22 protein-coding genes and 1 pseudogene are annotated in these 21,913 nt (G+C 73.4%); 8 read left to right on the forward strand and 15 right to left on the reverse strand.

The window, feature by feature from the left end; all coding sequences use genetic code 11:
* Positions 1-19: 19 nt before the first annotated feature.
* The 3 genes from secD to NX794_RS02405 all read right to left on the reverse strand — a co-directional run bounded on the left by secD (position 20) and on the right by NX794_RS02405 (position 4,316).
* On the reverse strand, positions 20-2,281 hold the full coding sequence (gene secD, locus NX794_RS02395) for a protein translocase subunit SecD (RefSeq protein ID WP_258776346.1): 2,262 nt from the start codon (positions 2,279-2,281) through the stop codon (positions 20-22).
* Between the two features lie 404 nt (positions 2,282-2,685).
* On the reverse strand, positions 2,686-3,351 hold the full coding sequence (locus NX794_RS02400) for a response regulator (protein WP_258776347.1): 666 nt from the start codon (positions 3,349-3,351) through the stop codon (positions 2,686-2,688).
* A gap of 2 nt (positions 3,352-3,353) precedes the next feature.
* Entirely contained in the window at positions 3,354-4,316 is a 963-nt protein-coding gene (locus NX794_RS02405) for a HAMP domain-containing sensor histidine kinase (RefSeq protein ID WP_258776348.1), read from the reverse strand.
* 350 nt (positions 4,317-4,666) lie between these two features.
* On the opposite strand from NX794_RS02405, the gene NX794_RS02410 reads away from it, so the two are divergent.
* Genes NX794_RS02410 through NX794_RS02425 form a run of 4 tightly spaced genes read left to right on the forward strand, consistent with a single transcriptional unit; the run spans position 4,667 to position 6,817 of the window.
* The gene (locus tag NX794_RS02410; protein ID WP_258776349.1) at positions 4,667-4,990 is read left to right on the forward strand and encodes a TraR/DksA family transcriptional regulator; all 324 of its coding nucleotides are present in this window, start codon (positions 4,667-4,669) and stop codon (positions 4,988-4,990) included.
* A 31-nt stretch (positions 4,991-5,021) separates the two neighbouring features.
* Positions 5,022-5,390, forward strand: coding sequence for a TraR/DksA family transcriptional regulator (locus NX794_RS02415; protein WP_258776350.1), 369 nt, complete (start codon positions 5,022-5,024; stop codon positions 5,388-5,390).
* Positions 5,387-6,148 (forward strand): acetate and sugar kinases/Hsc70/actin family protein, encoded by a 762-nt coding sequence (locus tag NX794_RS02420; protein WP_258776351.1) that lies wholly within the window; start codon positions 5,387-5,389, stop codon positions 6,146-6,148. Before NX794_RS02415 ends, NX794_RS02420 begins: the two co-directional genes overlap by 4 nt.
* 39 nt (positions 6,149-6,187) lie before the next feature.
* Positions 6,188-6,817: an Rv1733c family protein gene (locus tag NX794_RS02425; RefSeq protein ID WP_258776352.1), complete on the forward strand. Its 630-nt coding sequence runs from the start codon at positions 6,188-6,190 to the stop codon at positions 6,815-6,817.
* A 56-nt stretch (positions 6,818-6,873) separates the two neighbouring features.
* Here NX794_RS02425 and NX794_RS02430 read toward each other — a convergent pair whose 3' ends face one another.
* The 8 genes and pseudogenes from NX794_RS02430 to allB all read right to left on the reverse strand — a co-directional run bounded on the left by NX794_RS02430 (position 6,874) and on the right by allB (position 15,314).
* Positions 6,874-7,572: a response regulator transcription factor gene (locus tag NX794_RS02430; protein ID WP_258776353.1), complete on the reverse strand. Its 699-nt coding sequence runs from the start codon at positions 7,570-7,572 to the stop codon at positions 6,874-6,876.
* Positions 7,573-7,621: 49 nt separating this feature from the next.
* Positions 7,622-8,884: a sensor histidine kinase gene (locus NX794_RS02435; protein ID WP_258776354.1), complete on the reverse strand. Its 1,263-nt coding sequence runs from the start codon at positions 8,882-8,884 to the stop codon at positions 7,622-7,624.
* A gap of 165 nt (positions 8,885-9,049) precedes the next feature.
* Positions 9,050-9,442 (reverse strand): ribonuclease, encoded by a 393-nt coding sequence (locus tag NX794_RS02440; protein ID WP_258776355.1) that lies wholly within the window; start codon positions 9,440-9,442, stop codon positions 9,050-9,052.
* A 141-nt stretch (positions 9,443-9,583) separates the two neighbouring features.
* On the reverse strand, positions 9,584-10,192 hold the full coding sequence (locus NX794_RS02445) for a dihydrofolate reductase family protein (RefSeq protein WP_258776356.1): 609 nt from the start codon (positions 10,190-10,192) through the stop codon (positions 9,584-9,586).
* 106 nt (positions 10,193-10,298) lie between these two features.
* Positions 10,299-11,107 (reverse strand): annotated as a pseudogene (locus tag NX794_RS02450) (AIM24 family protein).
* Between the two features lie 117 nt (positions 11,108-11,224).
* Entirely contained in the window at positions 11,225-12,511 is a 1,287-nt protein-coding gene (locus tag NX794_RS02455; protein ID WP_428985836.1) for a globin domain-containing protein, read from the reverse strand.
* A gap of 301 nt (positions 12,512-12,812) precedes the next feature.
* Positions 12,813-13,928, reverse strand: coding sequence for an allantoicase (gene alc / locus NX794_RS02460; RefSeq protein ID WP_258776358.1), 1,116 nt, complete (start codon positions 13,926-13,928; stop codon positions 12,813-12,815).
* A gap of 48 nt (positions 13,929-13,976) precedes the next feature.
* On the reverse strand, positions 13,977-15,314 hold the full coding sequence (allB, locus tag NX794_RS02465; RefSeq protein WP_258776359.1) for an allantoinase AllB: 1,338 nt from the start codon (positions 15,312-15,314) through the stop codon (positions 13,977-13,979).
* Between the two features lie 273 nt (positions 15,315-15,587).
* Between allB and NX794_RS02470 the strand changes: the two genes are divergently transcribed.
* The gene (locus NX794_RS02470) at positions 15,588-16,382 is read left to right on the forward strand and encodes an IclR family transcriptional regulator (protein ID WP_258776360.1); all 795 of its coding nucleotides are present in this window, start codon (positions 15,588-15,590) and stop codon (positions 16,380-16,382) included.
* A 45-nt stretch (positions 16,383-16,427) separates the two neighbouring features.
* Here the strand turns inward: NX794_RS02470 and NX794_RS02475 are convergent, their stop codons facing one another.
* Positions 16,428-16,799 (reverse strand): winged helix-turn-helix transcriptional regulator, encoded by a 372-nt coding sequence (locus NX794_RS02475; protein WP_258776361.1) that lies wholly within the window; start codon positions 16,797-16,799, stop codon positions 16,428-16,430.
* Positions 16,800-16,891: 92 nt separating this feature from the next.
* On the opposite strand from NX794_RS02475, the gene NX794_RS02480 reads away from it, so the two are divergent.
* On the forward strand, positions 16,892-17,731 hold the full coding sequence (locus tag NX794_RS02480) for an SDR family oxidoreductase (protein WP_258776362.1): 840 nt from the start codon (positions 16,892-16,894) through the stop codon (positions 17,729-17,731).
* Between the two features lie 10 nt (positions 17,732-17,741).
* Here NX794_RS02480 and NX794_RS02485 read toward each other — a convergent pair whose 3' ends face one another.
* Positions 17,742-18,056 carry a DUF5955 family protein gene (locus tag NX794_RS02485; protein ID WP_258776363.1) on the reverse strand — a complete coding sequence of 105 codons (315 nt, stop codon included), beginning with the start codon at positions 18,054-18,056 and terminating at the stop codon, positions 17,742-17,744.
* A gap of 144 nt (positions 18,057-18,200) precedes the next feature.
* Between NX794_RS02485 and NX794_RS02490 the strand changes: the two genes are divergently transcribed.
* A complete protein-coding gene (locus NX794_RS02490; protein WP_258776364.1) occupies positions 18,201-18,809 on the forward strand; it encodes a nucleotidyltransferase family protein in 609 nt (202 codons plus the stop codon).
* Positions 18,810-18,993: 184 nt separating this feature from the next.
* Entirely contained in the window at positions 18,994-20,619 is a 1,626-nt protein-coding gene (aceB, locus tag NX794_RS02495) for a malate synthase A (RefSeq protein WP_258776366.1), read from the forward strand.
* 3 nt (positions 20,620-20,622) lie between these two features.
* Here aceB and NX794_RS02500 read toward each other — a convergent pair whose 3' ends face one another.
* Positions 20,623-20,955 carry an Rdx family protein gene (locus tag NX794_RS02500; protein WP_258776367.1) on the reverse strand — a complete coding sequence of 111 codons (333 nt, stop codon included), beginning with the start codon at positions 20,953-20,955 and terminating at the stop codon, positions 20,623-20,625.
* On the reverse strand, positions 20,952-21,863 hold the full coding sequence (locus NX794_RS02505) for a HipA family kinase (protein WP_258776410.1): 912 nt from the start codon (positions 21,861-21,863) through the stop codon (positions 20,952-20,954). The genes NX794_RS02500 and NX794_RS02505 overlap by 4 nt, the downstream gene beginning before the upstream one ends.
* Positions 21,864-21,913: the final 50 nt, after the last annotated feature.

Below are 21,913 nucleotides of genomic sequence, written 5' to 3' on the forward strand. Positions count from 1 at the left end.
GTAGAGCCGCCGTACGACGTCACGCGGCACGCATCCGTCGGCGCTCGCGCGTTCCGCAGGCTTCGAGGGCCAGGGGTACGGCGGTGAAGACGGAGGAGTACGTGCCGACCGCCAGGCCGATGAGCAGGGCGAGGGCGAAGTCGGTGAGGGCGTCGTCGGCGAGGAGGGCGAGCGCGCCGAGGATGAGCGCCGCGCCCATGCCGGTGTTCAGGGTGCGCGGCAGGGTCTGGAGGATCGCCCGGTCGGCCAGGCGGGGCAGCGGTGTGGCGCGGTCGCGGGCGAGGAGTTCGCGGACCCGGTCGAAGAGGACGACGGAGTCGTTGACCGAGTAGCCGATGACGGTCAGCAGGGCGGCCAGGAAGACGCCGTCGAGGGGCTTGCCCAGCCAGGCGAACACCCCGACGAGGACGACCACGTCGTGGGCGAGCGCGCCGACGGCCGCCGTGCCGAACACCCAGCGGAACCGGGCCGCGAGATAGAGGAGTTGGGCGGTGAGGGCGAGGCCGAGGGCGAGGAGGGCGCCCCGGCGCAGTTCGCCGCCCATGCTGGGCCCGATCAGTTCGTCACGGACCTTCTCCGTGTCGCCGCCGAGGCCGCTGACGGTCTCGGTGATCCTGGCCTCCTCGGCGGCGCTCAGGTGCTGGGCGCGCACGGTGAGGCCGGTGTCGCCGGAGGACTGGACGACCGCGCGCGGGAATCCGGCGTCGGCGAGGGCCTCGCGGGCCCGGCCGGGGTCGACCGGGGAACTGGTGGCGTACTCGACGAGCCGGCCGCCGGTGAACTCGACGCCGAGGTGCAGGCCGCGCACCAGGATGCCGGCGCCGGCGGTGACGAGGAGGACGGCGGAGACGGCCAGCCAGCGGCGCGGTCGGCGCATCAGGTACCGGTCGCGGCGCAGCAGCCGGTCGCGGACCCAGCCGGTGCGCGCGATGCCGGTGATCCCGGGCCGGCGCAGCACGGCGGGGCGGCCGGCCGCGTACTCGGCGAGCACCCGGGCGATCAGCAGGGCGCTGACCATGGAGGCGAAGACGCCGATGCCGAGCGTGACCCCGAAACCCCGGACCGGACCGGAGGCGAAGGCGAACAGCAGGGCGGCGGCGATCAGCGTGGTGATGTTGGAGTCGGCGATCGCGCTGAACGCGCCGCGGAACCCGGCCGTCAGCGCCGATCGGGGGCTCGGCCGGCCACGGGCCGCGTGCTCCTCCCGGGCACGTTCGAAGACCAGCACGTTCGCGTCCACGGCCATGCCGATGGCGAGGACGAATCCGGCGAGGCCGGGCAGGGTCAGCGTGGCGCCGAGGGCGGCCAGGGCGGCGTAGGAGATGAGGCCGTAGCAGGCGAGGGCCAGGGTGGCGAGCAGGCCGAGCAGCCGGTAGACGGCGATGACGAACAGCGCGGTCAGGCAGGTGCCGATGACGGCGGCCCGGGCCGCCGCCTCGATCGCCGCGTCACCGAGGGTGGCGCCGACGGTGCGCTGTTCGACCGTCTCGACCGGTACGGGCAGGGCGCCTCCGGAGACGAGCAGCGCGAGCTCACGGGCCTCGGAGTCGTCGAAGGACCCGGTGATCTGGGTGCTGCCGCCCGGGATGCCGGTCCCGCAGGCCACCGAGGGATCGACCTGCGGCGAGGAGATGACCTTGCCGTCGAGGACGATGGCGACCCGGCGCCGCGCGTCGCCGTCGGGGTGGCAGGCGGCCCGCGCGGTGAGGCCCGCCCAGCGGTCGCGCCCGGGGCCGGTGAAATCGACGGTGACGTGCCAGCCGGTGCCGCCCTGCGGGTCGAAGCGGGCCTCGGCGCCCTTGACGTCCTGCCCGGTCAGCGCGGCGGCCTTCAGCCGCAGGGGTTGCCCGGCCTCGTCCGGCAGGACGCGCTCCGCCGCCGGGTCGGCGGGCGGCGCGGCCTCGGGGGCGTCGGCGGGCGGCGCGGCATCCCGGTTGTCGGCGGGGCCGAGGACGGGGTGCACGGTGAGCTGCGCGGTACGGCCCAGCACCTCGGCCGCCTGCTCCGGGTCCCTGACGCCCGGCAGCTCCACGAGGATGCGGTTCTCCCCGGAGCGCACGAGGCTCGGTTCGGCGACGCCGAGCGCGTCGACACGGCCCCGCAGCACCTCCAGGGTGCGGTCGGTGGCCTTCCGGTCGGCCTCGGTGGTGGGGGTGGAGCGGGTCTCCAGCGTGATCTGGGTGCCGCCGCGCAGGTCGAGCCCGAGGCGGACCGGCACGGTGAGGGCGATGGCCAGCGATCCGACGATCATGGCGAGGGCGAGCAGCGCACGCGTGCGCATGGGGTGTTTCCGGCGTTTCAACAGGGCCTCCGGGAGGGGTGAGGGGTGCTCGGGTTCCGGGAGGCGTGGGAGGGGCCCGGCAACGGTGGTGCTGCGCAGGGCGGCCGGTCGGGAGGGGTGTGGCGGCGGGTGGTGCGTCGGCACGGCCGACGGCGGACGGGACGGCGGCGGTGGCCGGGTGCGGGGCCATGGCGTGGCGGTCGGGCGACGCGTCTCCCGGCCGTGGGGGCGTGGCGTGGGTGACGACGGCGGGGTGGATCGCCTCGGCTCGGGGACGGGCGGTGGCCGTGGGCGCCGTGGGGACGATGGCCGTGGGGGCCAGTGCCAGCAGGATTGCGAGGAGCGTGGCGAGCGTTGCCGCCGGGCGGGTTCGGGACGGTGGCATGGCTCGGGACCGGTGGGCGTCAGGGTTCGACGAGGCCGGCGCGGATGGCGTACCGGGTCAGCTCCAGGCGGTCGTGCAGGCCGAGCTTCTGGAGGAGGTTGGCCCGGTGCCGGTGCACGGTCTTGACGCTGATGAACAGCAGCTCGGCGATCTCCTTGGAGGAGTGCCCCTCGGCGACGAGCTTGAGGACCTCCTCCTCCCGGGGCGTCAGCAGGTGCTCGGCGTCCTCCTCGCCGTCGCGGACCCGGTCCAGGTAGCTGCGGATCAGGGCGGTGACCGCGCCGGGGTAGAGGAACGGCTCGCCGCGCATGGCGGCCCGGCAGGCGGCGACCAGGTCGCGGTCGGCGACGGACTTCAGCACATAACCGCAGGCCCCGGCCTTGAGTGCCTGGAACAGGTACTGCTCGTTGTCGTGCATGGTCAGCATCAGGACGCGCAGGCCCGGCCGGAGCGCGGAGAGTTCGCGGGCGGCCTGGAGTCCGGTCATCCGGGGCATGGCGATGTCGAGGACGGCGAGGTCGACCTCGTGCTCGCGGACCGCCGCCACGGCCTCGGCGCCGTCCCCGGCCTCGGCGACGACCCGGAGGTCCGGCTCCCGGTCGAGGATCAGCCGCACACCGCGCCGTACGAGCGCGTGGTCGTCGGCGAGCAGGATGCGGATCGGCGTCGTCGGGCTGGCGGGCATGGTCAGGGCTGCTTCCTGGAAATGGGGAGGGGGGTGGTGAGGCGGACCCGGGTGCCGGTGCCGGGTGTCGAGGAGATGTCCAGGGCGGCCCCGGCGAGCAGGGCCCGTTCACGCATACCGCGGATGCCGGCGCCCTCGCAGGCGGCCTCGATGCCCCGGCCGTCGTCGGCGACCTCCAGCACCACCGCGTCACCGGCACGGCGCAGGCTCACCTCGACCCGCCGCGCGTCCGCGTGCCGGGCCGCGTTGGTCAGGCTCTCCTGGGCCACCCGGTACAGGACCAGCTCGCGCTCCCGGTCGAGGGCGGGCAGGCCGGGTTCGAGACGGCGTACGACGCGCAGCCCGCTGTGCGTGGCGAAGTCCTGCGCGAGCGAGGTCAGGGCGCTCACCAGGCCCAGGTCGTCCAGAACGCCGGGCCGCAGCCGGCGGACCAGGCGGCGGACCTCGTCCAGGCTGTCCCGGGTGATCTCCTGGGCCTGCCGGAGGTCCGCGCGCAACGGCTCGGGGGCGTCGTCGGCGGCACGCCCCAGGACCAGCAGGATCGCGGTCATGCTCTGCCCGACCTCGTCGTGCAGTTCCTGGGCGATCCGGCGGCGTTCGGCCTCCTGGGCCAGCAGGGCGCGGGCGCTGGAGGTGGCGCGTTCGTGCTCCAGCCGGTCGAGCATGGCGTTGAAGGCGCGGACCAGTTCGGACACCTCGCTGCCGGCGCCGGGCACGGGCAGCCGCTGGCCGGGGCGCAGCAGGTCGACGGTGGCCATCAGCCTGCCGAGCCGGCCCAGGGGTGCCAGCCCCCAGCGCAGCAACGTGCCGTTGGCGACCACCATGACGGCGAGCCCGCCGACCAGCACCACCGCCTCGGTCAGCAGCACCGGCACCGACACGGTCACCGGCGCCCACAGCAACATCGCCGTGGCGGCACCGAGCACCAGGGCGTTCAGCCCGAAGATCCGCCAGAACAGCGACACCGGTGGGTCTCCTCCATCTCCTACGGCGACCGGTCGTGCCCTGCGGCGACCAGCCTTGATCGATTGTGACCCAGCCTGCCTGGCGCCCGTGCCGGCGGTCGATGGGGTCCGGCGCCCATATGCGGCAGGTCGCGGTACCCATACGAGCGCCCGAAGCCCTCGCCGCATGGGCACCCCGCCCCCCGTCGAATGGGTCTCGTGCCCGATGGGATCCCGGTGCCGGGTCGGGCAGGGTCGAGGGTGACCGAGCTGCCCGGGGCGGCCGGTGGCCGGGGTCGAGAGGGGCGCCGGGGCCGGTCGTGGTGGGTGGCCGCCGCCGCGCGTGCCGCGCTCTGAGGAAGGAACTCGTCGTGCACCTCGACACCGTCCGGACCGGCTCCCGTCCGGGAACCGCCTATGAGGCTCGTCAGCGTCTCGAACACGCCCGTACCAGCCGCCTGGCCCAGTTGCGGGCGCTCGAAGAGGCCGGCCGGAGCACGGACGACCAGCTGATGTCCGTCCAGGCCGAGGCGATCCGGGGAGTGCTCGCCGAGATCGACGCGGCGTTCGCCCGCGTCGAGGACGGCTCCTACGGCACCTGCCTGGACTGCGCCACGCCCGTGCCGGTGGAGCGCCTGGAGATCCTCCCGTACACGCGGTACTGCGTCGCGTGCCAGCGCCGCGCCGCCGTCTGACCGGACGTTCACGACGCCAAGGGGTGAAGTGATGAACCAGCAGACCGCCGGCGACCGTGCCGCGCACCTGTCGCCCGAGGATCTGGCCGCGCTGCGGGAGAGTCTGCACGAGCAGCGCCTGTTCCGCCGGGAGCAGCTACGGCAGATCGCCGCGGCGCCCGACGAGGAGGCGGCCCCGGGGCAGCGCCGTAGCCCCGCCCGGACCGAGGTGCAGGTCAAGCTCGCCGCTTCCGCCCGCATGGTCCTCGCCGACGTGGAGGCGGCGCTGTGGCGCCTGGCCGAGGGCCGCTACGGCAGCTGCGGGCTGTGCCGGCGTCCCGTCGAACGGGACCGTCTGCTGATCGTGCCGCAGGCCCGCTACTGCGGACGGTGCCGGCAGGTGCGGGAGGCGGGGCGATGACCACCGGCCGCCGGCACCGGCCCTGGCCCCGGTGCCGGCGGTGCTACGGCCTCGCCCTCGACCTCGGCAGCGCCCGCACCCGCGCCTGGATCGCCGGGCGCGGGACTCTCCTCGACGTGCCCACGGTCGCCGTCCCCGGTGCCGGGAAGGAGTGCCCGCCACCGGGGACGGCGCGGATGCTGGACCGGCTGCTCGGTCACCGGATGCCCCGCCCGCTCCGTCCCCTGGTGGCGGTCACCGCGCCGGTGCTGGACGGCGTCGCCTACCGGGAGCGCGCTCGTACGGCCGTGGCGGTGCTGCGCCCGCGTGCGGTGCTGACCGTGCCCACCGCCCGCGCGATAGCCCTGGCAGCGGACATCGGCGCGCACGGCACCGAGGTGGTGCTGCTCCTGGACGGCGCCGTCCTCGACGCCCGCCGCAGCGACCTCGGCACCGCCGAGCTGTCCATCGGCGGCGGTGCGGACGCCTCGGCCGAGGTCGGCGCGGGCGTCACCGCCATGGTCGCCGCCATGCTCAGGGAGGACCGGAGCCCGCGCACCGCCGACGCCCTTGCCCGGGGCATCCTGCTGGCCGGTGGCGGCGCCCTGCACCCCGGCCTCGTCCGCCCGATCGTCGGCGGCCTGCAAGCGCCGCTGCGCACCGTCCCCGCACCGCACACCGCCGCGGTCCGGGGCGCCGCCAAGATCCTGCGGGCCGCGCACGCCCACCCCTCGACCGGTGGCGCGGAACCGGCCGGGCCGCACCGCGGGGCCCGCTGAGTCCCGTCCGTCACCCGCCACCCCGGAAGGAGAATCCCCGTGTCCGGTCCGGTACCCCCCGGCCGCCCTCGTCCGTACCCGGGCGGCGGTGCTCTGCTCCTGTGGCGGCGGCGACGGAGCCCGCTGTGCCGGCGCACCGACCGGGTCCAGGGCCGGATCGCCGTCGTACTGCTCCTGCTCGTGCCGCTCCTGGGTTCGCTCGCCGCGGTCGCGGTCGAGGACACCGCGCGCCGGCACTACCGGGCGAGCGCCGAACACCAGCGGCAGACCCGGCAGTCCAGCACGGCCGTACTCGTCGGCGACGCGCCGCGGCACCCCGAGCCCGGGTCGGCGGAGGCCCTGGCGACCCGCTATCCGGTCACCGTGCGCCTCACCGACCCGCAGCACGGGAGGACCCGTACCGCGACGGCGGAGGTACCGCCCGGGCTGACGGCGGGCAGCGCCGTCCGTGTCTGGGTCGGTGCGGACGGGGCGGTCACCGAACCGCCCATGACGGACGAGGAGGTACGCAGCCGCGGTGTGGGCTGGGCGATCCTCGTCTTCCTGGCCGTGGCCCTCGCCGGTGCCGCCGTCCACGGCGCCGCCGCCCTGCTCCTGCGCCGCCGCAACCTCGCTGCCTGGGACGCCGAGTGGGCCGGGACCGCGCCCCGTTGGACCACGTCGACCTGAGCCGCGCCCCCGTGGTACCACCACCCGGACGCCCGGACAGCGCGCGAGGTGCCCGGCTAGTGCCCGTCCTCCGTGTCGTTCTCCACGTCGTTCTCCAACAGGCCCGCGTCGTAGGCGAGCAGGGCGATCTGCACGCGGTTGCCGAGGCCGAGCTTGGCGAGGATGCGGGAGACGTGGGTCTTGACGGTGGGCACGCTCATGAAGAGTTCGGCGGCGATCCGCGCGTTGGCGAGTCCGCGTCCAACCGCCACGGCGACCTCGCGCTCCCGGTCGTTGAGGACCGTGAGCCGGTCGCGGGCGCGGGCCTGCCGGGCGTCGGCCGCGCTGCCGGCCGCGTGCCGCATCAACTGCCGGGTGACGGCGGGCGACAGGACGGGATCACCGGCCGCGACCCTGCGTACGGCGTTCACGATCTCGGCGGGCGGGGTGTCCTTGAGGACGAAGCCGGCGGCGCCCGCGCGCAGGGCGCGCAGCACCTGTTCGTCCGCGTGGAAGGTGGTGAGCACCACGACCTGCGGTGCGTCCGCCCGCGCGCGCAGCCGCTCGGTGGCGGTGAGCCCGTCCACCGTCGGCATGCGGATGTCCATCAGGACGACGTCCGGGCGGGTGCGCTGGACGAGCAGCTCGGCCGCCGCGCCGTCGGCGGCCTCTCCGACGATCTCGATGCCCTCGGCCCCGCCGATCATCAGCGCGAGGCCGGCCCGGACGAGAGGGTCGTCGTCGACGAGGAGGAGTCTGATCGGGGTCGCGGTCATGGGGTCACGTCATCACGGGTCGGGAGATACAGAGAGCGCTCGGTGGCCTTCAGTGCTCGCTCCAGGGCAGCCAGGCCCGCACCTCGAAGCCGCCGTCGGGGGTCGGGCCGTGGGTGAGGCGGCCGCCGGTGAGGGTCGCGCGTTCGGTGAGGCCGATCAGGCCCTGTCCGGAGCCGGGCACCGGGGGGACGTCGGCCGGTGGCGCCGGGTTGGTGACGGTGAGGGTGAGGCCGTCGCCGGGGGTGCCGGCGAGGCGGACCGCGACCTCGGTGCCGGGGGCGTGTTTGCGGGCGTTGGTCAGGGTTTCCTGGGCGACGCGGTAGGCGGTGCGGCCGACGGAGGCGGGTACGGCGGCCGGGTCGGTGACGCGGTGGTCGAGGATGACCTTCATGCCCGCTTCCCGGCACTCGGCGACCAGGGCGTCCAGCGCGGCGAGCGTCGGCTGCGGCCGGCCGCCCGCCGCGTCCTCGGACTCGCCGGTCCGCAGCACTCCGATGATCTCCCGGAGATCCTGGAGTGCCTCGTGGGCGCTCTCCCGGATGACCCCGGCGGCCCGGGCGATCTCCTCGCGGGACGCGTCCGGCCGGAACTCCAGGGCGCCGGCGTGCACGCTGAGCAGGGTGAGCCGGTGCGCGAGCACGTCGTGCATCTCCCGGGCTATGGCCTCCCGGGCGAGCCGCTGGGCCTGTTCGGCGCGCAGCCGCGCCTCGGTCTCCGCCCGGTGCGCGCGGTCCCTGAGGCTCAGCATCAGGATGCGCTTGGAGCGCACGAACATGCCCCAGCCGATGATCGACACGGTGAGCAGCGCGGTGAACACGACGTTCCCGGCCCAGGACAGGCCGGGGTCGGGCCGCAGCCAGAAGTAGAACGGGAGCGAGGCGAGGTAGGCGCCGCCGATCCAGCCGGCGAAGCGGAACGGCCGGTGCACGGCGAGGGTGAACAGGACGACCATGGCCGCGCCGCCCGAGCTGCTGGACAGCAGGCCGAGCGGGAACATCACGACGGCGAGAGCCACCGGCCGGCGGCGGCGCAGCCAGACCGCGAGGCAGCACAGCCCGCCGATCACCTGGTCGAGGACGGACAGCCAGTGCGGCAGGCCCGGGTCGTCGGACAGCGAGGCCGCCTCCATGGCCCAGAGGACGACGGCCAGCAGGAAGCAGGAGACGTCCACGGCCCAGTCGCGCGCGGTGCGCCGGGGCCGGCGGCCGGCGGCGCGGGCGTCCGGGTCCAGTTCGTGGATCAGCGCGGAGGGGAACAGCCACCGGCGGCCGGCGAACCCCAGGGGTATCCGTGCCGCGTCGTCAGTACTCACGGCCGACCAATCTACGCAAGGTCCGTGCCCGGGGCCGCGCCCCGCCCGGGATCACCGACCAAAGTCGCACCGGTGTGGACTTCGGGCGGCACGGGCTCGCCCCGCGGCCGGTATGTGGGGGGAGGCCGCGGGGCGAGAGTCGTGCGGGGCGCTCGTGAGGTCGGGTCAGCAGCCGAAGTCGATCAGGTCGAACGTGGCGTAGTGGTCGCCGGTGTAGTAGTCCTCCTCGCTGCGCTCGCCGGTGACGACGCGCCGCGCGCCGCGGGTGGAGGAGCCGGGGGTCTTGACCGTGTACTCGTGGTAGTAGCCGTTGGACTGCTGGGGCAGGACGCCCTCGCGGTTCTGGAAGACGACGCCGTCCTGGTCGTACGGGAAGGGGCCGCCCTGGTCGATGAGGTCCAGGGTGTCGTGGGCCTGGGAGGGCAGGTCGCCGTAGCAGACGTTGCCGACCGAGGCGGTGGCGGCGTCCGCCGCGGTGGCGGAGGCACCGCCGACGAGGAGCGCGGACAGGAGGGCGGCGGCGGCGCCGACACGGGTGAGGTGTGGGGGGAATCGCATGGCTCCATGATGACGCGCGTAGACGTTGGCATGTCAACGACAAAGTTGCGGATTTTCCGTTGAAGTCCGATGAGTTTTCGGGAAGTTAACCTGCGGACCGGCCTCCCCACGGATTCTTCGCGAACCGGGTGGCGGCGGGGGTCAGAACGAGCCGTACTCAGGGCTGCCCGCCAGGTCGTAGGTCTGGATCGAGACGCCGGAACCGCTGATCAGGCCGGTCCGGTGGGTGAAGCGGGCGGGGACCATGCCGTCCGTGAACAGGCGTCGGCCCGCGCCGAGAACCACCGGGACGGTCACCAGGTGCAGGGTGTCGAGCAGGCGCAGGTCCAGCAGGGAGCGGACCAGGGCGCCGGAGCCGTGCACCTGGAGTTCGCCGTCGGTACGGTCCTTCAGCGCCGCCACCTCCTCGGCGAGGTCGCCCGAGACGACCGTGGTGCCGGACCAGCCGGGGTTTCGGAGGGTGGCGGAGACGACGTACTTGGGAAGTCCGTTGAGCCGGGAGGCGATCGGGTCGGCGGGGTCGGTCGCCTTCGGCCAGTACGCGGCGAAGATGTCGTAGGTCCGGCGGCCGAGGAGGAAGCCGGCCGCACGGCTGAAGGACTCGACGGCGAACCCGCCGAAGGCGTCGTCGGCGTACGGGAAGCTCCAGCCGCCCTGGTCGAAGCCGCCGCTGGTGTCCTCCTGGGGGCCGCCGGGTGCCTGGTACACGCCGTCGAGCGTGACGAAGAGGGTGGAGACGAGTGTGCCCATGTCGGGTGCCTTCTTCCGGGTGCGGGTTCCGCTGTGTCTTCGCTGGTCGTCGCGTGTTGTCTCGTGTCGTCACTTCGGACCCCGCGCGCGCCCGGAACTCATCGGTTCAGCCCGCGTGGGTGGAGAACAGCCCTCCCGTCGGGCCCTGCCTGTCGCCGCCCTGGGCCTTCTTCAGCGCGTTGGCGAGGCTCTCGATGGTGAGGGACTGGAGGATCACCCGGCCGGAGCCCTCCAAGGTGGCCAGGGACAGGCCTTCGCCGCCGAACACGGTGTTCATCAGACCCTGCCGGTTCAGGCCGCCGACCCGCTGGACGCCGTACCTGATGCCCTCCTCGAAGGCGACCACGCAGCCGGTGTCGACCTCGATACGGCCGCCGAAGTCCGCCGGGTCCAGGTCGATGAAGTTGCCCGCGCCGGCGATGATCACGGTGCCGTGCCCGGTGAACTTCTCCAGGACGAAGCCCTCGCCGCCGCTCATGCCGGTCCGGCCGCCGGCGAAGGCGATGCCGAAGTCGACGGTGGACTCGGCGGCCACGAAGGCGTCCTTCTCCGCGAACCACGCGCGCGTGCCGTCCAGCTCCAGGGCGCGCATCTCGCCGAGGAGCACGCCCGCGAAGCCGACGGTGCCCTCGCCGCCCTGGGCGGTGAAGTACTGGAAGGCCAGGGACTCGCCCGCGAGCGCTGGCCCGCTTGCATGGCCGTGCCCATCGCCTGCCGCAGCAGGCCGCCCATGCCGCCGCCCGCCCCGGCCTGCTGTCCCCCACCGCCCGAGGGCCCGGACAGGCGGGTGTCCATGGTCACGTTCGTGGTCTTGAACAGGAACTTCCCGGCCTCGCAGTACACGGTCCGGCCGGGGCGCAGGCTGACGACCGCCATCTGCATGGCGTTTCCGGCGATCTCATGCTGAAGGGTCACGTCCGGGAGAACGCGGGAGGCGTGGGCGAGAGTTCCGGTTCCGCCCGAATTCACCCTCCTTCGGCACCGCCGGGCACCCGTTCGCCCGCACGCGCGCGTGCCTGCGCGACTGCTTACTCAGCCGCGCGTGAGCGCCCGGGGCAGCGGGGCGGGCGCCGCGTCGGCCACCGGGTCGTGGCGGACGCGGTCGGGCGGCAGGTGCCGGGCGGTCAGGGCGCGTACCGTCGCCGTGATCATCCGGGGCGGACCGCTGACGTAGGCCAGGTGCCCGGACCAGTCGGTGTGCCGGGCCACGGCGTCGGCCACCGATCCGTCCGCCGTCCCGCCGGGGCCCTCGCCGAGCACCGGGACGACACGCAGCCAGGGGCAGGTGTCCTCCAGCTTGGACAGCGCGGTGGTGTCGTAGAGGTCGTCCAGGGCGCGGGCGCCGACGAACACGTGCGCGGTGCGGCCGAGGGGGCGCTTGGCCAGCTCCTCCAGCAGGGCCCGAGCGGTGGCCCAGCCGGTGCCGCCGGCCACGATCAGCACCTCCCGCGCGGGGTCGTCGTCCAGTGTCGTCGTCCCCTGCGCGGGGCCCAGCCGCAGGGTGTCGCCGGCCCGGGTGCCGGTCACCAGCGCGTCGCTCACGCCCCCGGGACCGGTGCGGCGGACGTGGAACTCCAGCTCCCCGTCCGGCCGGGGCGCGCGGGCGATCGAGTACGGCCGCCAGGTGAGCGGCAGCAGCGGGGACTGGAGCCGGGTGTACTGCCCGGCCCGGTAGGGGAACGGTTCGGCGGTGCGGACGCGGAGCACGGCGAGGTCGGGACGGCGCAGTTCGTGGGCGGTCACCGTGCCGTTCCAGTACGGCGGTTCGGCGAGGGCCTCGGCGGCGCCGGCCACCATGGACGCGACCGCGAAGCGGAGCATGCGCAGCCAGGCGCGTTCCGGTTCCGGGGCCCAGTGCGGGCCCGCGGCGCGCCGCAGGGCCTCGGTGAGCGCCTGCTCGAAGACCTCGTAATGCACGGGCTGTACGCCGAGTTTGCGGTGGTCGCGGCCCAAGCGGGCGCAGAAGTCGGCCACTTCGCGGGGCCGGTCCAGGTGCTCGATCAGGTACCAGAAGGCCTGTTCCAGATGGGCCCGTTGGAAGTCCATCGAGTCGGGGAAGAGCCCGCGCAGGTAGGGGTGCCGTTCGAACATCGCCGCGTAGAGGTGCTCGATGAGGGCGTCGAAGGGCGTGACGAACGGCAGGTACCGGGTGATGGTCTCCCGGTCGGCGGCGCCGTCGTACGCGTCCGGGTCCGGGGGTGGCTGCCCGGCGCCGGCCGGTACGCCACCTGGTGATCCGCCCGGTACACCGCCCGGTACGGCGGTGTGGCCGAGGGGGGATGTCCGTCCCGGGGACAGGAGTTGCCGGCGCAGCCGCATCGCGTCCCGGCGGGCGAGGAGTGCGTGGTACTCGTCCTGTGCGTCGTTCCTGCTGGTGTCCAAGGCGTGGCTCAACTCCCTGCCGTCCGTCCGTGCCCGGCGGTCGTCAGCGGGGCTTTCGGGCGGCGGTGTGAACCGTGCCGCCCGGCAGCTCGTCTGACGACGCGTCAGTATGGCACCGGCGTGCCGGCGCCGTCCGGCCCTGGTCAGGGGGGCCGTTCGGCCCTGGCGGAGGGAGAGGGGGGCGGGCACCGCGACCGGCGCGCGGTGCCCGCCCCCCTCTGCCCGGTTGCCCGGTGGTTCAGCCGCCCAGCTCCTGGTGGCGGGCGGACAGGGCGGCGGCGCCCTGGTCCGTGAGCGAGCCGAACAGGCGCAGGCGGGAGATGCCTCCGTCGGGGAAGATGTCCACGCGCGCGTGGCTGCCGACGGCCGGCTCGGGCAGCACGAAGCGGTGGTTGGTGTCGGGCTGGAGGCGGGTGCGCGGCAGGATCTCGGTCCAGTCGCCGTCCTCGCCGTCCCGGACTGAGACGGCGGCCCAGCCGGCGCTGTTGCCCTTCAGGTAGGCGGTGTCGATCTCGATCGCGCGGATCCGCGCCTGGGCGGCCAGGCGGTAGCGGATCCAGTCGTTGCCCTGGTCGCGCCGGCGGCGGGTCTCCCAGCCGTCGTCCATCTTGCGGGAGCGGCCCGGCTGGATGGTGTTGGAGGCCGGCGAGTAGAAGCGGTTGGAGGCGTCCTCGACCTGGCCGCCGTTCTCCAGGGCGACGACGTCGAAGGCGCCGAGCACCGCGAGCCACGCCGGGTCCGGGACGACCTCGCCGTAGACCCGCAGGCGGGCTATGCCACCGTCCGGGTGCTGGACCAGGCGCAGGTGGGTGAAGCGCTGCTCGGCCAGGACGGCGAAGCCGTTGGCCGCGTGGCCGCCTACGGGGGTGCGCGGGACGAGGGTCGTCCACTTCACGTCGTCGCCGAGCAGGTCCTCGGGGGCGGGCGAGCCGGGTACGGACGTGGCCTCGACCGACACGGCCTGCGGGTAGTTGCCGCGGAAGTGGGCGGTGTCGACGACGATCCCGCGGATCACGCCCGGCGCGCCGAGCCGGATCAGGGCCCAGTCGTGGTCCTCGGCGGTCGGCCAGGGGTGTTCGGCGGAGGCACCGCGTCGGCGGCGGGTCTCCCAGCCGTCCATGACCTTGCCCTTGTGGCCGAAGTGCTCGGGGTCGAACTCGGCCGGCTCGGGCAGCAGCAGGTTCTCCCGCTGGGCGAAGAACTCGTCGTTGGCGGCGATGACACCGGCGCCGAGCTGCCGGTCGGCGAGGTTGGCGTACTGGGTGAAGGGGAGGTCGGCGGTGCGGTAGTCCGCGTAGGGGTCGCCGCCTCCGTAGGGGTTCGCGTCGCCGGTGAAGCTCGGTATCGCCGTCACGGTGATCAGGGGTTCCTTTCCTGGAGTCGGCCGGGTGCGGGGGGTGGGTCAGTGGGGGCGGGTGAGCAGCGTGCCCTTCGGGTCGGTGAACTCGCCGTCGGCGACGATGCGTCGGCCACGCAGCCAGGTGGACTTCACGACGCCGTGCAGGGTCCTGCCGGCGTAGGCGGTGACGCGGTTGCGGTGCTGGAGGCCGGCCGGGTCGACGGTGAAGGCCGCTTCGGGGTCGAGGACGGCGAAGTCGGCGTCGCGGCCGGGGGCGATGGCGCCCTTCTGGTGCAGGCCGACCAGTTCGGCGGTGCGGGCGGACATCCAGCGGACGACGTCCTCCAGGGTGTGGCCGCGCCGGCGGGCCTCGGTCCACACCGCGGCGAGGCTCAGCTGGAGGCCGGATATGCCGCCCCAGGCGGTCGCGAAGTCGTCGGTCTTGAGGTCGGCGGTGGAAGGCGAGTGGTCGGTGACGACGCAATCGATGGTGCCGTCGGCCAGCGCCTCCCAGAGCAGGTCCTGGTTGGCGGCCTCCCGGATGGGCGGGCAGCACTTGAACTCGCTGGCGCCGTCCGGGACTTCCTCGGCGGTCAGGGTGAGGTAGTGCGGGCAGGTCTCCACGGTGACGCGGACGCCCTCGGCACGGGCGGCCCGGATGAGCGGCAGCGCGTCGCTGGAGGACAGGTGCAGGACGTGCACGCGGGCGTCGAGCCGGCGGGCCTGGGCGATGAGGCCGGCGATGGCCGTGTCCTCGGCGTCGCGCGGGCGGGAGGCGAGGAAGTCGGCGTACCGGGGGCCGCCGTGCTGCGGGGCGGCGGCCAGGTGGTGCGGGTCCTCGGCGTGCACGATGAGCAGCCCGTCGAACCCGGCGATCTCCGCGAGGGACTGGGCCAGTTGGTCCTGGTCGAGGTGCGGGAACTCGTCCACGCCGGACGGGGACAGGAAGGCCTTGAAGCCGAAGACTCCGGCGTCGTGCAGCGGGCGCAGGTCCTTGACGTTGTCGGGCAGGGCGCCGCCCCAGAAGCCGACGTCGATGTGCGCCTTGTCCCGGGCCACGTCCCGCTTGGTCCGCAGGTGCTCGGCCGTCGTGGTCGGCGGCAGGGAGTTGAGCGGCATGTCGACCAGGGTGGTGATGCCGCCGGCCGCCGCGGCGCGGGTGGCGGTCCAGAAGCCCTCCCACTCGGTGCGGCCCGGGTCGTTCACGTGTACGTGGGTGTCGACGAGGCCGGGCAGCAGGACGTCATCGCCGAGGTCCTCCAGGCGGGCGGTGGCCGGGACCTCCGCATCGTGGGGCAGTACGGCCGTGATCTTCCCGGCGGACACGGTGACCGTGGCGGGCCGCGTCCCCTCGGGAGTGATGACGCGCGTCGAGCGCAGCACCAGTTCAGCGTCGGACACCCGGACCCCTCTCTGTACCGCCGTTTTGTGCCCACTTAACGGGATTTACCGTCACGTAACGGATTTCAACGTTCTGTTGAAGGAGTCTTCACTCCCACCCTCCCCTCGTCAAGAGGCACACTTCGAGGGGGTGGCCCGACAGTGAGCACTCTGGACGTTTCCACAAGGCGGAATTACTATTCCGGCAAGCAGAACGTAGCTACGTCCAAGCGGGGAGTCAACCGACTGCCGGGTAGGCTTCTGCTCTCCCGCCAGCCCCGAAAGGAACGTGCCGTGCCGACGTCCAGCGCCAGCACCACCGACTCCGCCAAACCCTCCGCCGGCGGCGGGGTCCAGTCCCTGGAGCGCGCCTTCGACCTGCTCGAACGGATGGCGGACGCGGGCGGCGAGGTCGGCCTGAGCGAGCTGTCCGCGACCAGCGGGCTGCCGCTGCCCACCATCCACCGGCTGATGCGCACGCTGGTCGCCTGCGGGTACGTACGGCAGCAGCCGAACCGGCGCTACGCGCTCGGCCCCCGGCTGATCCGGCTCGGCGAGTCCGCGGCCCGGCTGCTCGGCACCTGGGCGCGGCCGTATCTCGCCCGGCTGGTGGAGGAGACCGGCGAGACGGCGAACATGGCACTGCTGGACGGCGACGAGATCGTCTATGTGGCGCAGGTGCCGTCCAAGCACTCGATGCGGATGTTCACGGAGGTGGGCCGCCGGGTGCTGCCGCACTCCACCGGGGTGGGCAAGGCGCTGCTGGCGGGCGTGCCGGACGACGAGGTACGGGCCCTGCTGTCCCGTACGGGCATGCCGGCGGCCACCGAGAAGACGATCACCACGCCCGAGGGCTTCCTGGCGGCGCTGGAGGACGTACGGCGCGCGGGATACGCCGTCGACGACAACGAACAGGAGATCGGCGTCCGCTGCCTCGCGGTCTCCGTGCCCGACTCCCCCACGGCCGCGGCGATCTCCATCTCCGGACCCGCCGGCCGGGTGACGGAAGCCGCGACCGACAAGATCGTGCCGGTACTCCAGCAGATCGCCGCCGAGTTGTCCCAGGCGCTGGCGAGTTCGGGGGCCTGACGCTGCGGCGCCCGGCGGGGGAACGGCAGGCCGACCGCTGCCTCTCTATTCCGGGCCGCGCTGTGACAGCCGCTGGGTGATCCGGTGGAACAGGTCCGTCAGCGGCTCGCTGACGTTCCGGCCGAACTCGGTGAGCCCGTAGGTGACCTGAGGTGGTGTCGTCGGCTCGACCTCCCGGTGGACCAGGTCGTCCTGGACCAGCGCGCGCAGGGTCTGAGTGAGCATCTTCTCGCTGATGCCCTGGATGCTGTCGCGCAACTCATAGAACCGAAGGTCGTTGCTCCGCAAGGAGATCAGCACCCAGACACCCCACCTGCTGGTCACGTGGTCGACCATGTCCCGCGCGGGGCAGTCGGTGTGAAGCACGTCATACCGGCTGCCCGACTCGGCCTGCGTCAACTGCGCACCTTCCTTCACGTCCGGAGCTTACCTCTGGGTATGCCCTTACGAAAAGTAACCCGGCCTCCTAGCGTCAGTGACCTCATCGCACAGCGGATCAGGAGCTGAACATGATCGTGGTGACCGGAGCTACCGGGAATGTGGGACGGCCTTTGACGCGGGCCCTGGCGGAGGCCGGCGAGCAGGTGACGGCGGTGTCGCGGCACACCGTCGCGATGCCGGCCGGAGTCCGGCACGTGGCCGCCGACCTGGCCGAGCCGGCAAGCCTCGCACCCGCGCTGGAGGGGGCGGAGGCGCTGTTCCTCCTGCTGTCCGGCGACCTCCACGCACCCGAGGCCAGGCCGGCCGACATCATCGACCTTGCCGCGGCTGGCGGGGTCCGCCGGGTCGTGCTGCTGTCCTCGCAGGGCGTGGCGACCAGGCCGCTCGGCCCGTCGCGGGTCGCGATGCGCACGGTGGAGGACGCTCTGCGGGAGTCCGGCCTGGACTGGGCCGTCCTGCGACCGGGTGGTTTCGCCTCCAACGCCCTGGCCTGGGCGGAGCCCGTCCGCGCGCGGGGGACGGTCGCGGCGCCCTTCGGCGACGTGGGGGTGCCGGTTGTCGACCCGTCGGACATCGCCGACGTCGCGGCGGCCTGCCTGCTGGACGACCGGCACACCGGCGGGGTGTACGAACTGACCGGGCCGGAGGTGATCACCCCACGTCAGCAGGCGGAAGTGATCGCCACCGCGCTCGGCTCGCCCGTACGGTTCCACGAACTCACCCGCGACGAGGCCAAGGTCATGATGACCCGGTTCGTGCCGGCAGAACTCGCGGACGACACCCTGGACATCATCTCCGCCCCGAACCCGGCCGAACTGCGGATCAGTCCGGACGTGGCACACGTCCTCGGCCGCGCCCCGCGCCCCTTCAGCGACTGGGTCGCCCGCACCATCGACGCTTTCCGCTGAGATACGGCCATTACCCCCGGGGCGGCCCGCCGAAGAGGTCCACCGCCTCCCGGACCTCCTTCAGGCCGTGGGACAGGGCGCTGACGGAGCCGATGGCGCCGGCGACGAGGAGGAGGGAGCGGCGTAGGCGGAGGATTTCCGGGGGGTCGGCCGTGGCCATCGCGGCGAGGGCGGCGAGTTCGTCCTCCGCTATGCCCCGGTCGGGGAACTCGGCCGGGAGTGCCGCGAGTTGGCGGCGCAGGCGGGAGACCGCGGTGCGCAGTCCCGTCACTTTCGGATCCTCGTCGCTGCCGGTCACCGGCCGCTGCCCCAAGCTCCGCAACACAGCCCTCCCCCTCACACCCCGTCATGCGCGGGTCAGTAAACGCCACCCCGTGCCGGACCGCCACAGCGCGGACCGAAATTCAGCCCAACGGAATCGCGGCCCGGGAACCCGGCCGCTCGCTCCGCCGTCGGGTATGCAGGAGGCATGACGGTCAAGAAGGATCATCGGGCGGAGGTCACCGGGCTGCTGCTCGCCGCCGGCGGGGGCAGGCGGCTCGGCGGACGGCCCAAGGCGCTGCTTGAGCACCGGGGGCGTCCGCTGGTCGAGCACGCGGCCGGGGTGCTGCGGGCGGCCGGATGCGAGCGGATCCATGTCGTCCTGGGCGCCCGGTCCGAGGAGGTGCGGGCCCGCGCCGAGCTGGGCGGCTGCGTGCTCGTGGACAACCCGGAGTGGGCGGAGGGCATGGGCTCGTCGCTGCGCGCGGGGCTGGCCTCGCTCGCCGGCACGGGTGCCCGCGTGGCGCTGGTAAGCCTGGTGGACCAGCCCGGCATCGGACCCGAAGCCGTGGCCCGGGTGCTCGCCGCCTACGAGGGCGAGGACTCGCTGGTGTCGGCCGCCTACGACGGGACGCGGGGCCATCCGGTGCTGTTCGGCGCGGCCCACTGGGCGGGCATCCTCGCGACCGCCACCGGGGACCGCGGGGCCCGCGCCTATCTGCGGGAACACGAAGGCCGGGTCCGGCTCGTGGAGTGCGGGGACGTGGCCGAGCCGTACGACATCGACACCGAGGCCGACCTGAGCCACCTGGAGTGAGCGGGGTGGCACGCGGCGCCACCTTTCCTCGACCCGGAGAATCTCGACGTCAACAAACCATTGAAGTTCCACGATGAGGAAACTAGTATCCACTGTTCAGAAGCGCCGGACCGCACAGTCGGCGCCGAATGCCCGCTACGTGCCGTCCGGCACCCGGTGCCACCGCTGAAGGAAGTGACAGCTCATGTCCGCACCAGCGCCGTCCCCGCTGGCCATCGTCGACGCCGAGCCCCTGCCCCGGCAGGAAGAGGTCCTCACGGACGCCGCGCTCGCCTTCGTGGCGGAGCTGCACCGGCGGTTCACCCCGCGCCGTGACGAACTCCTCGCCCGCCGGGCCGAGCGCCGCGCCGAGATCGCCCGCACCTCCACCCTCGACTTCCTCCCGGAGACCGCCGCGATCCGCGCGGACGACTCCTGGCGGGTCGCCCCGGCCCCGGCCGCGCTGAACGACCGGCGCGTCGAGATCACCGGCCCCACCGACCGCAAGATGACCATCAACGCCCTCAACTCCGGCGCGAAGGTCTGGCTCGCCGACTTCGAGGACGCCTCCGCGCCCACCTGGGAGAACGTGGTCCTCGGCCAGCGCAACCTGATCGACGCCTACACCCGGAACATCGACTTCACGGACGAGCGCACCGGAAAGTCGTACGCCCTGCGCCCGGACGAGGAGCTGGCCACCGTCGTCATGCGCCCGCGCGGCTGGCACCTGGACGAGCGGCACCTCGTGGACGCCGACGGCCGCCCGGTGCCGGGCGCCCTCGTGGACTTCGGCCTCTACTTCTTCCACAACGCCCAGCGGCTGCTCGACCTCGGCAAGGGCCCCTACTTCTACCTCCCGAAGACCGAGTCGCACCTCGAAGCCCGGCTGTGGAACGAGGTGTTCGTCTTCGCGCAGGACCACGTCGGCATCCCGCAGGGCACCGTCCGCGCCACCGTGCTGATCGAGACGATCACGGCCGCGTACGAGATGGAGGAGATCCTCTACGAACTGCGCGACCACGCCGCCGGGTTGAACGCGGGCCGCTGGGACTACCTGTTCTCCATCGTCAAGAACTTCCGTGACGGCGGGCAGAAGTTCGTCCTGCCGGACCGCAACGCGGTCACGATGACCGCACCGTTCATGCGCGCCTACACCGAACTCCTGGTGCGCACCTGCCACAAGCGCGGCGCGCACGCGATCGGCGGCATGGCGGCGTTCATCCCGTCCCGGCGCGACGCCGAGGTGAACAGGACGGCCTTCGAGAAGGTCCGCGCCGACAAGGATCGCGAGGCGAACGACGGTTTCGACGGCTCCTGGGTCGCCCACCCCGACCTGGTGCCGATCGCCATGGAGTCCTTCGACCGGGTCCTCGGCGACCAGCCGAACCAGAAGGACCGGCTGCGCGAGGACGTCCACGTCGAGGCCGCCGACCTCATCGCCGTCGACTCACTGGCGGCGAAGCCGACGTACGCCGGTCTCGTCAACGCCGTGCAGGTCGGCATCCGTTACATCGAGGCCTGGCTGCGCGGCCTCGGCGCGGTCGCCATCTTCAACCTGATGGAGGACGCGGCCACCGCCGAGATCTCCCGCTCCCAGATCTGGCAGTGGATCAACGCGGGCGTCGAGTTCGAGAACGGCGACAAGGCCACCCCGGAGCTGGCCCGCAAGGTCGCCGCCGCGGAACTCGACGCCATCCGCAAGGAGATCGGCGAGCAGGCCTTCGCGGCCGGCCACTGGCAGGAGGCCCACGACCTGCTGCTGCGCGTCTCCCTGGACGAGGACTACGCCGACTTCCTGACGCTGCCGGCGTACGAGCAGCTCAGGGGCTGAGCCTCACCCGGTGCGTTCCGAGTGGCCCAGGGATTTGCCCGGGGCCACTCGGTCGCGTACCAGGCGCTTGACCGCCGTGGGTTCCGGGAAGCCCTGTTCCTTGCGGTCCCAGACCACCTCGTCACCGACGCGGACGACGAAGACGCCGCCGGTGCCGGGCCGGAGGGACAGTTCGGTGAGTTCGGCCTCGAAGGTGGTCAGGAGTTCCTGGGCCAGCCAGGCCGCACGGGGCAGCCAGCGGCACTGGGTGCAGTACTCGATCTCGACCCGCCGGGACTCCCCCGCGTCCCCCCTTGGCCGAGATACGTCCGGCTCGTCCCCTCGTGCGTCCGTCATGCGAGGTGCACCGTTCCGTCCTGTTCCACTCCCGGTCTGCCGTGCAGGTCCGGGACCTGTTTCAGCCAGGCCGGGCGGCCCGCCTGGGTTCTGGCCGCGCGGGCGGCCTCCTCGGCGGCGAGTTGTTCGCGGGCCGGGAAGTCGGCGGGGAGCCAGTCGGCCGAGAGCCGGACGCGGGCCAGCAGGTAGTCCACGTAGGCGTCCCGGACGTCGTCGGGGGTGGCGAAGCCGGCGTCCTCGGCCAGCCAGGCGTCCGGTACCCGCGCGACGATCCCGCGCAGCAGTTCCGGGGTGACGCGCGGCGCGAGTTCGGTGTCGGCGGCGCGGACGTCGGGGCCGTACGGGCCGAGCGCGTGGTGCCGGAAGTCGTAGCGCCGGCCCGGGTCCGTGGTGTCCCAGCGGTGGTGGAAGACGAGGGCGGCGCCGTGGTCGATGAGCCACAGCCGCGGCGGCACGGTGCCGAGCGTGGGCCACACCATCAGGTTGGAGCTGTGCACCGTACGGTCCACGTTGACGGTCAGCGCGTCCAGCCAGACGATCCGGCCGGCCTCCCGCGGGTCCACCGGGAACACCTTCGCGAGGTCCGGGGTGAGGTCGCGGGCGCCCGGCAGGTAGTCCATGCCCAGGTTCACCCCGGCGCTCGCGCCGTGCAGCTCCCGTACCTCCTGGTGCGGCTCGTCCGCCGCGATGGCCGGATCGAAGCGCACGAGGACCAGTTCGGGGAAGCGCAGGCCGAGCGCGCGGGCGAGTTCCCCGACGATCACCTCGGCGACCAGGGCCTTGTGTCCCTGCGCGGAACCGGTGAACTTGACGACGTACGTGCCGAGGTCGTCGGCCTCCACGACCGCGGGCACCGAGCCGCCGGACCGCAGGGGTTCGACGTACCGGGTCGCGGTGACCTCTCTCAGTGGAGCCACGAGTCCTCTGCCTCTCGTCTCACGTCACCACCCCGGCCCAC

Source organism: Streptomyces pyxinicus (genome assembly GCF_024753135.1).
GTDB classification, from domain to species: Bacteria; Actinomycetota; Actinomycetes; order Streptomycetales; family Streptomycetaceae; genus Streptomyces; species Streptomyces pyxinicus.

Excerpts from the sequence above, each read along its gene's own strand:
- NX794_RS02445 (WP_258776356.1), bottom strand. The coding sequence starts at position 10,192 with ATGGGCACACTCGTCTCCACCCTCTTCGTCACGCTCGACGGCGTGTAC.
- NX794_RS02480 (WP_258776362.1), top strand. The coding sequence starts at position 16,892 with ATGATCGTGGTGACCGGAGCTACCGGGAATGTGGGACGGCCTTTGACG.
- NX794_RS02400 (WP_258776347.1), bottom strand. The coding sequence starts at position 3,351 with ATGCCCGCCAGCCCGACGACGCCGATCCGCATCCTGCTCGCCGACGAC.
- aceB (WP_258776366.1), top strand. The coding sequence starts at position 18,994 with ATGTCCGCACCAGCGCCGTCCCCGCTGGCCATCGTCGACGCCGAGCCC.
- NX794_RS02490 (WP_258776364.1), top strand. The coding sequence starts at position 18,201 with ATGACGGTCAAGAAGGATCATCGGGCGGAGGTCACCGGGCTGCTGCTC.
- NX794_RS02430 (WP_258776353.1), bottom strand. The coding sequence starts at position 7,572 with ATGACCGCGACCCCGATCAGACTCCTCCTCGTCGACGACGACCCTCTC.
- secD (WP_258776346.1), bottom strand. The coding sequence starts at position 2,281 with ATGCGCACGCGTGCGCTGCTCGCCCTCGCCATGATCGTCGGATCGCTG.
- NX794_RS02440 (WP_258776355.1), bottom strand. The coding sequence starts at position 9,442 with ATGCGATTCCCCCCACACCTCACCCGTGTCGGCGCCGCCGCCGCCCTC.
- NX794_RS02455 (WP_428985836.1), bottom strand. The coding sequence starts at position 12,511 with ATGCGGCTGCGCCGGCAACTCCTGTCCCCGGGACGGACATCCCCCCTC.
- NX794_RS02500 (WP_258776367.1), bottom strand. The coding sequence starts at position 20,955 with ATGACGGACGCACGAGGGGACGAGCCGGACGTATCTCGGCCAAGGGGG.
- NX794_RS02415 (WP_258776350.1), top strand. The coding sequence starts at position 5,022 with ATGAACCAGCAGACCGCCGGCGACCGTGCCGCGCACCTGTCGCCCGAG.
- NX794_RS02420 (WP_258776351.1), top strand. The coding sequence starts at position 5,387 with ATGACCACCGGCCGCCGGCACCGGCCCTGGCCCCGGTGCCGGCGGTGC.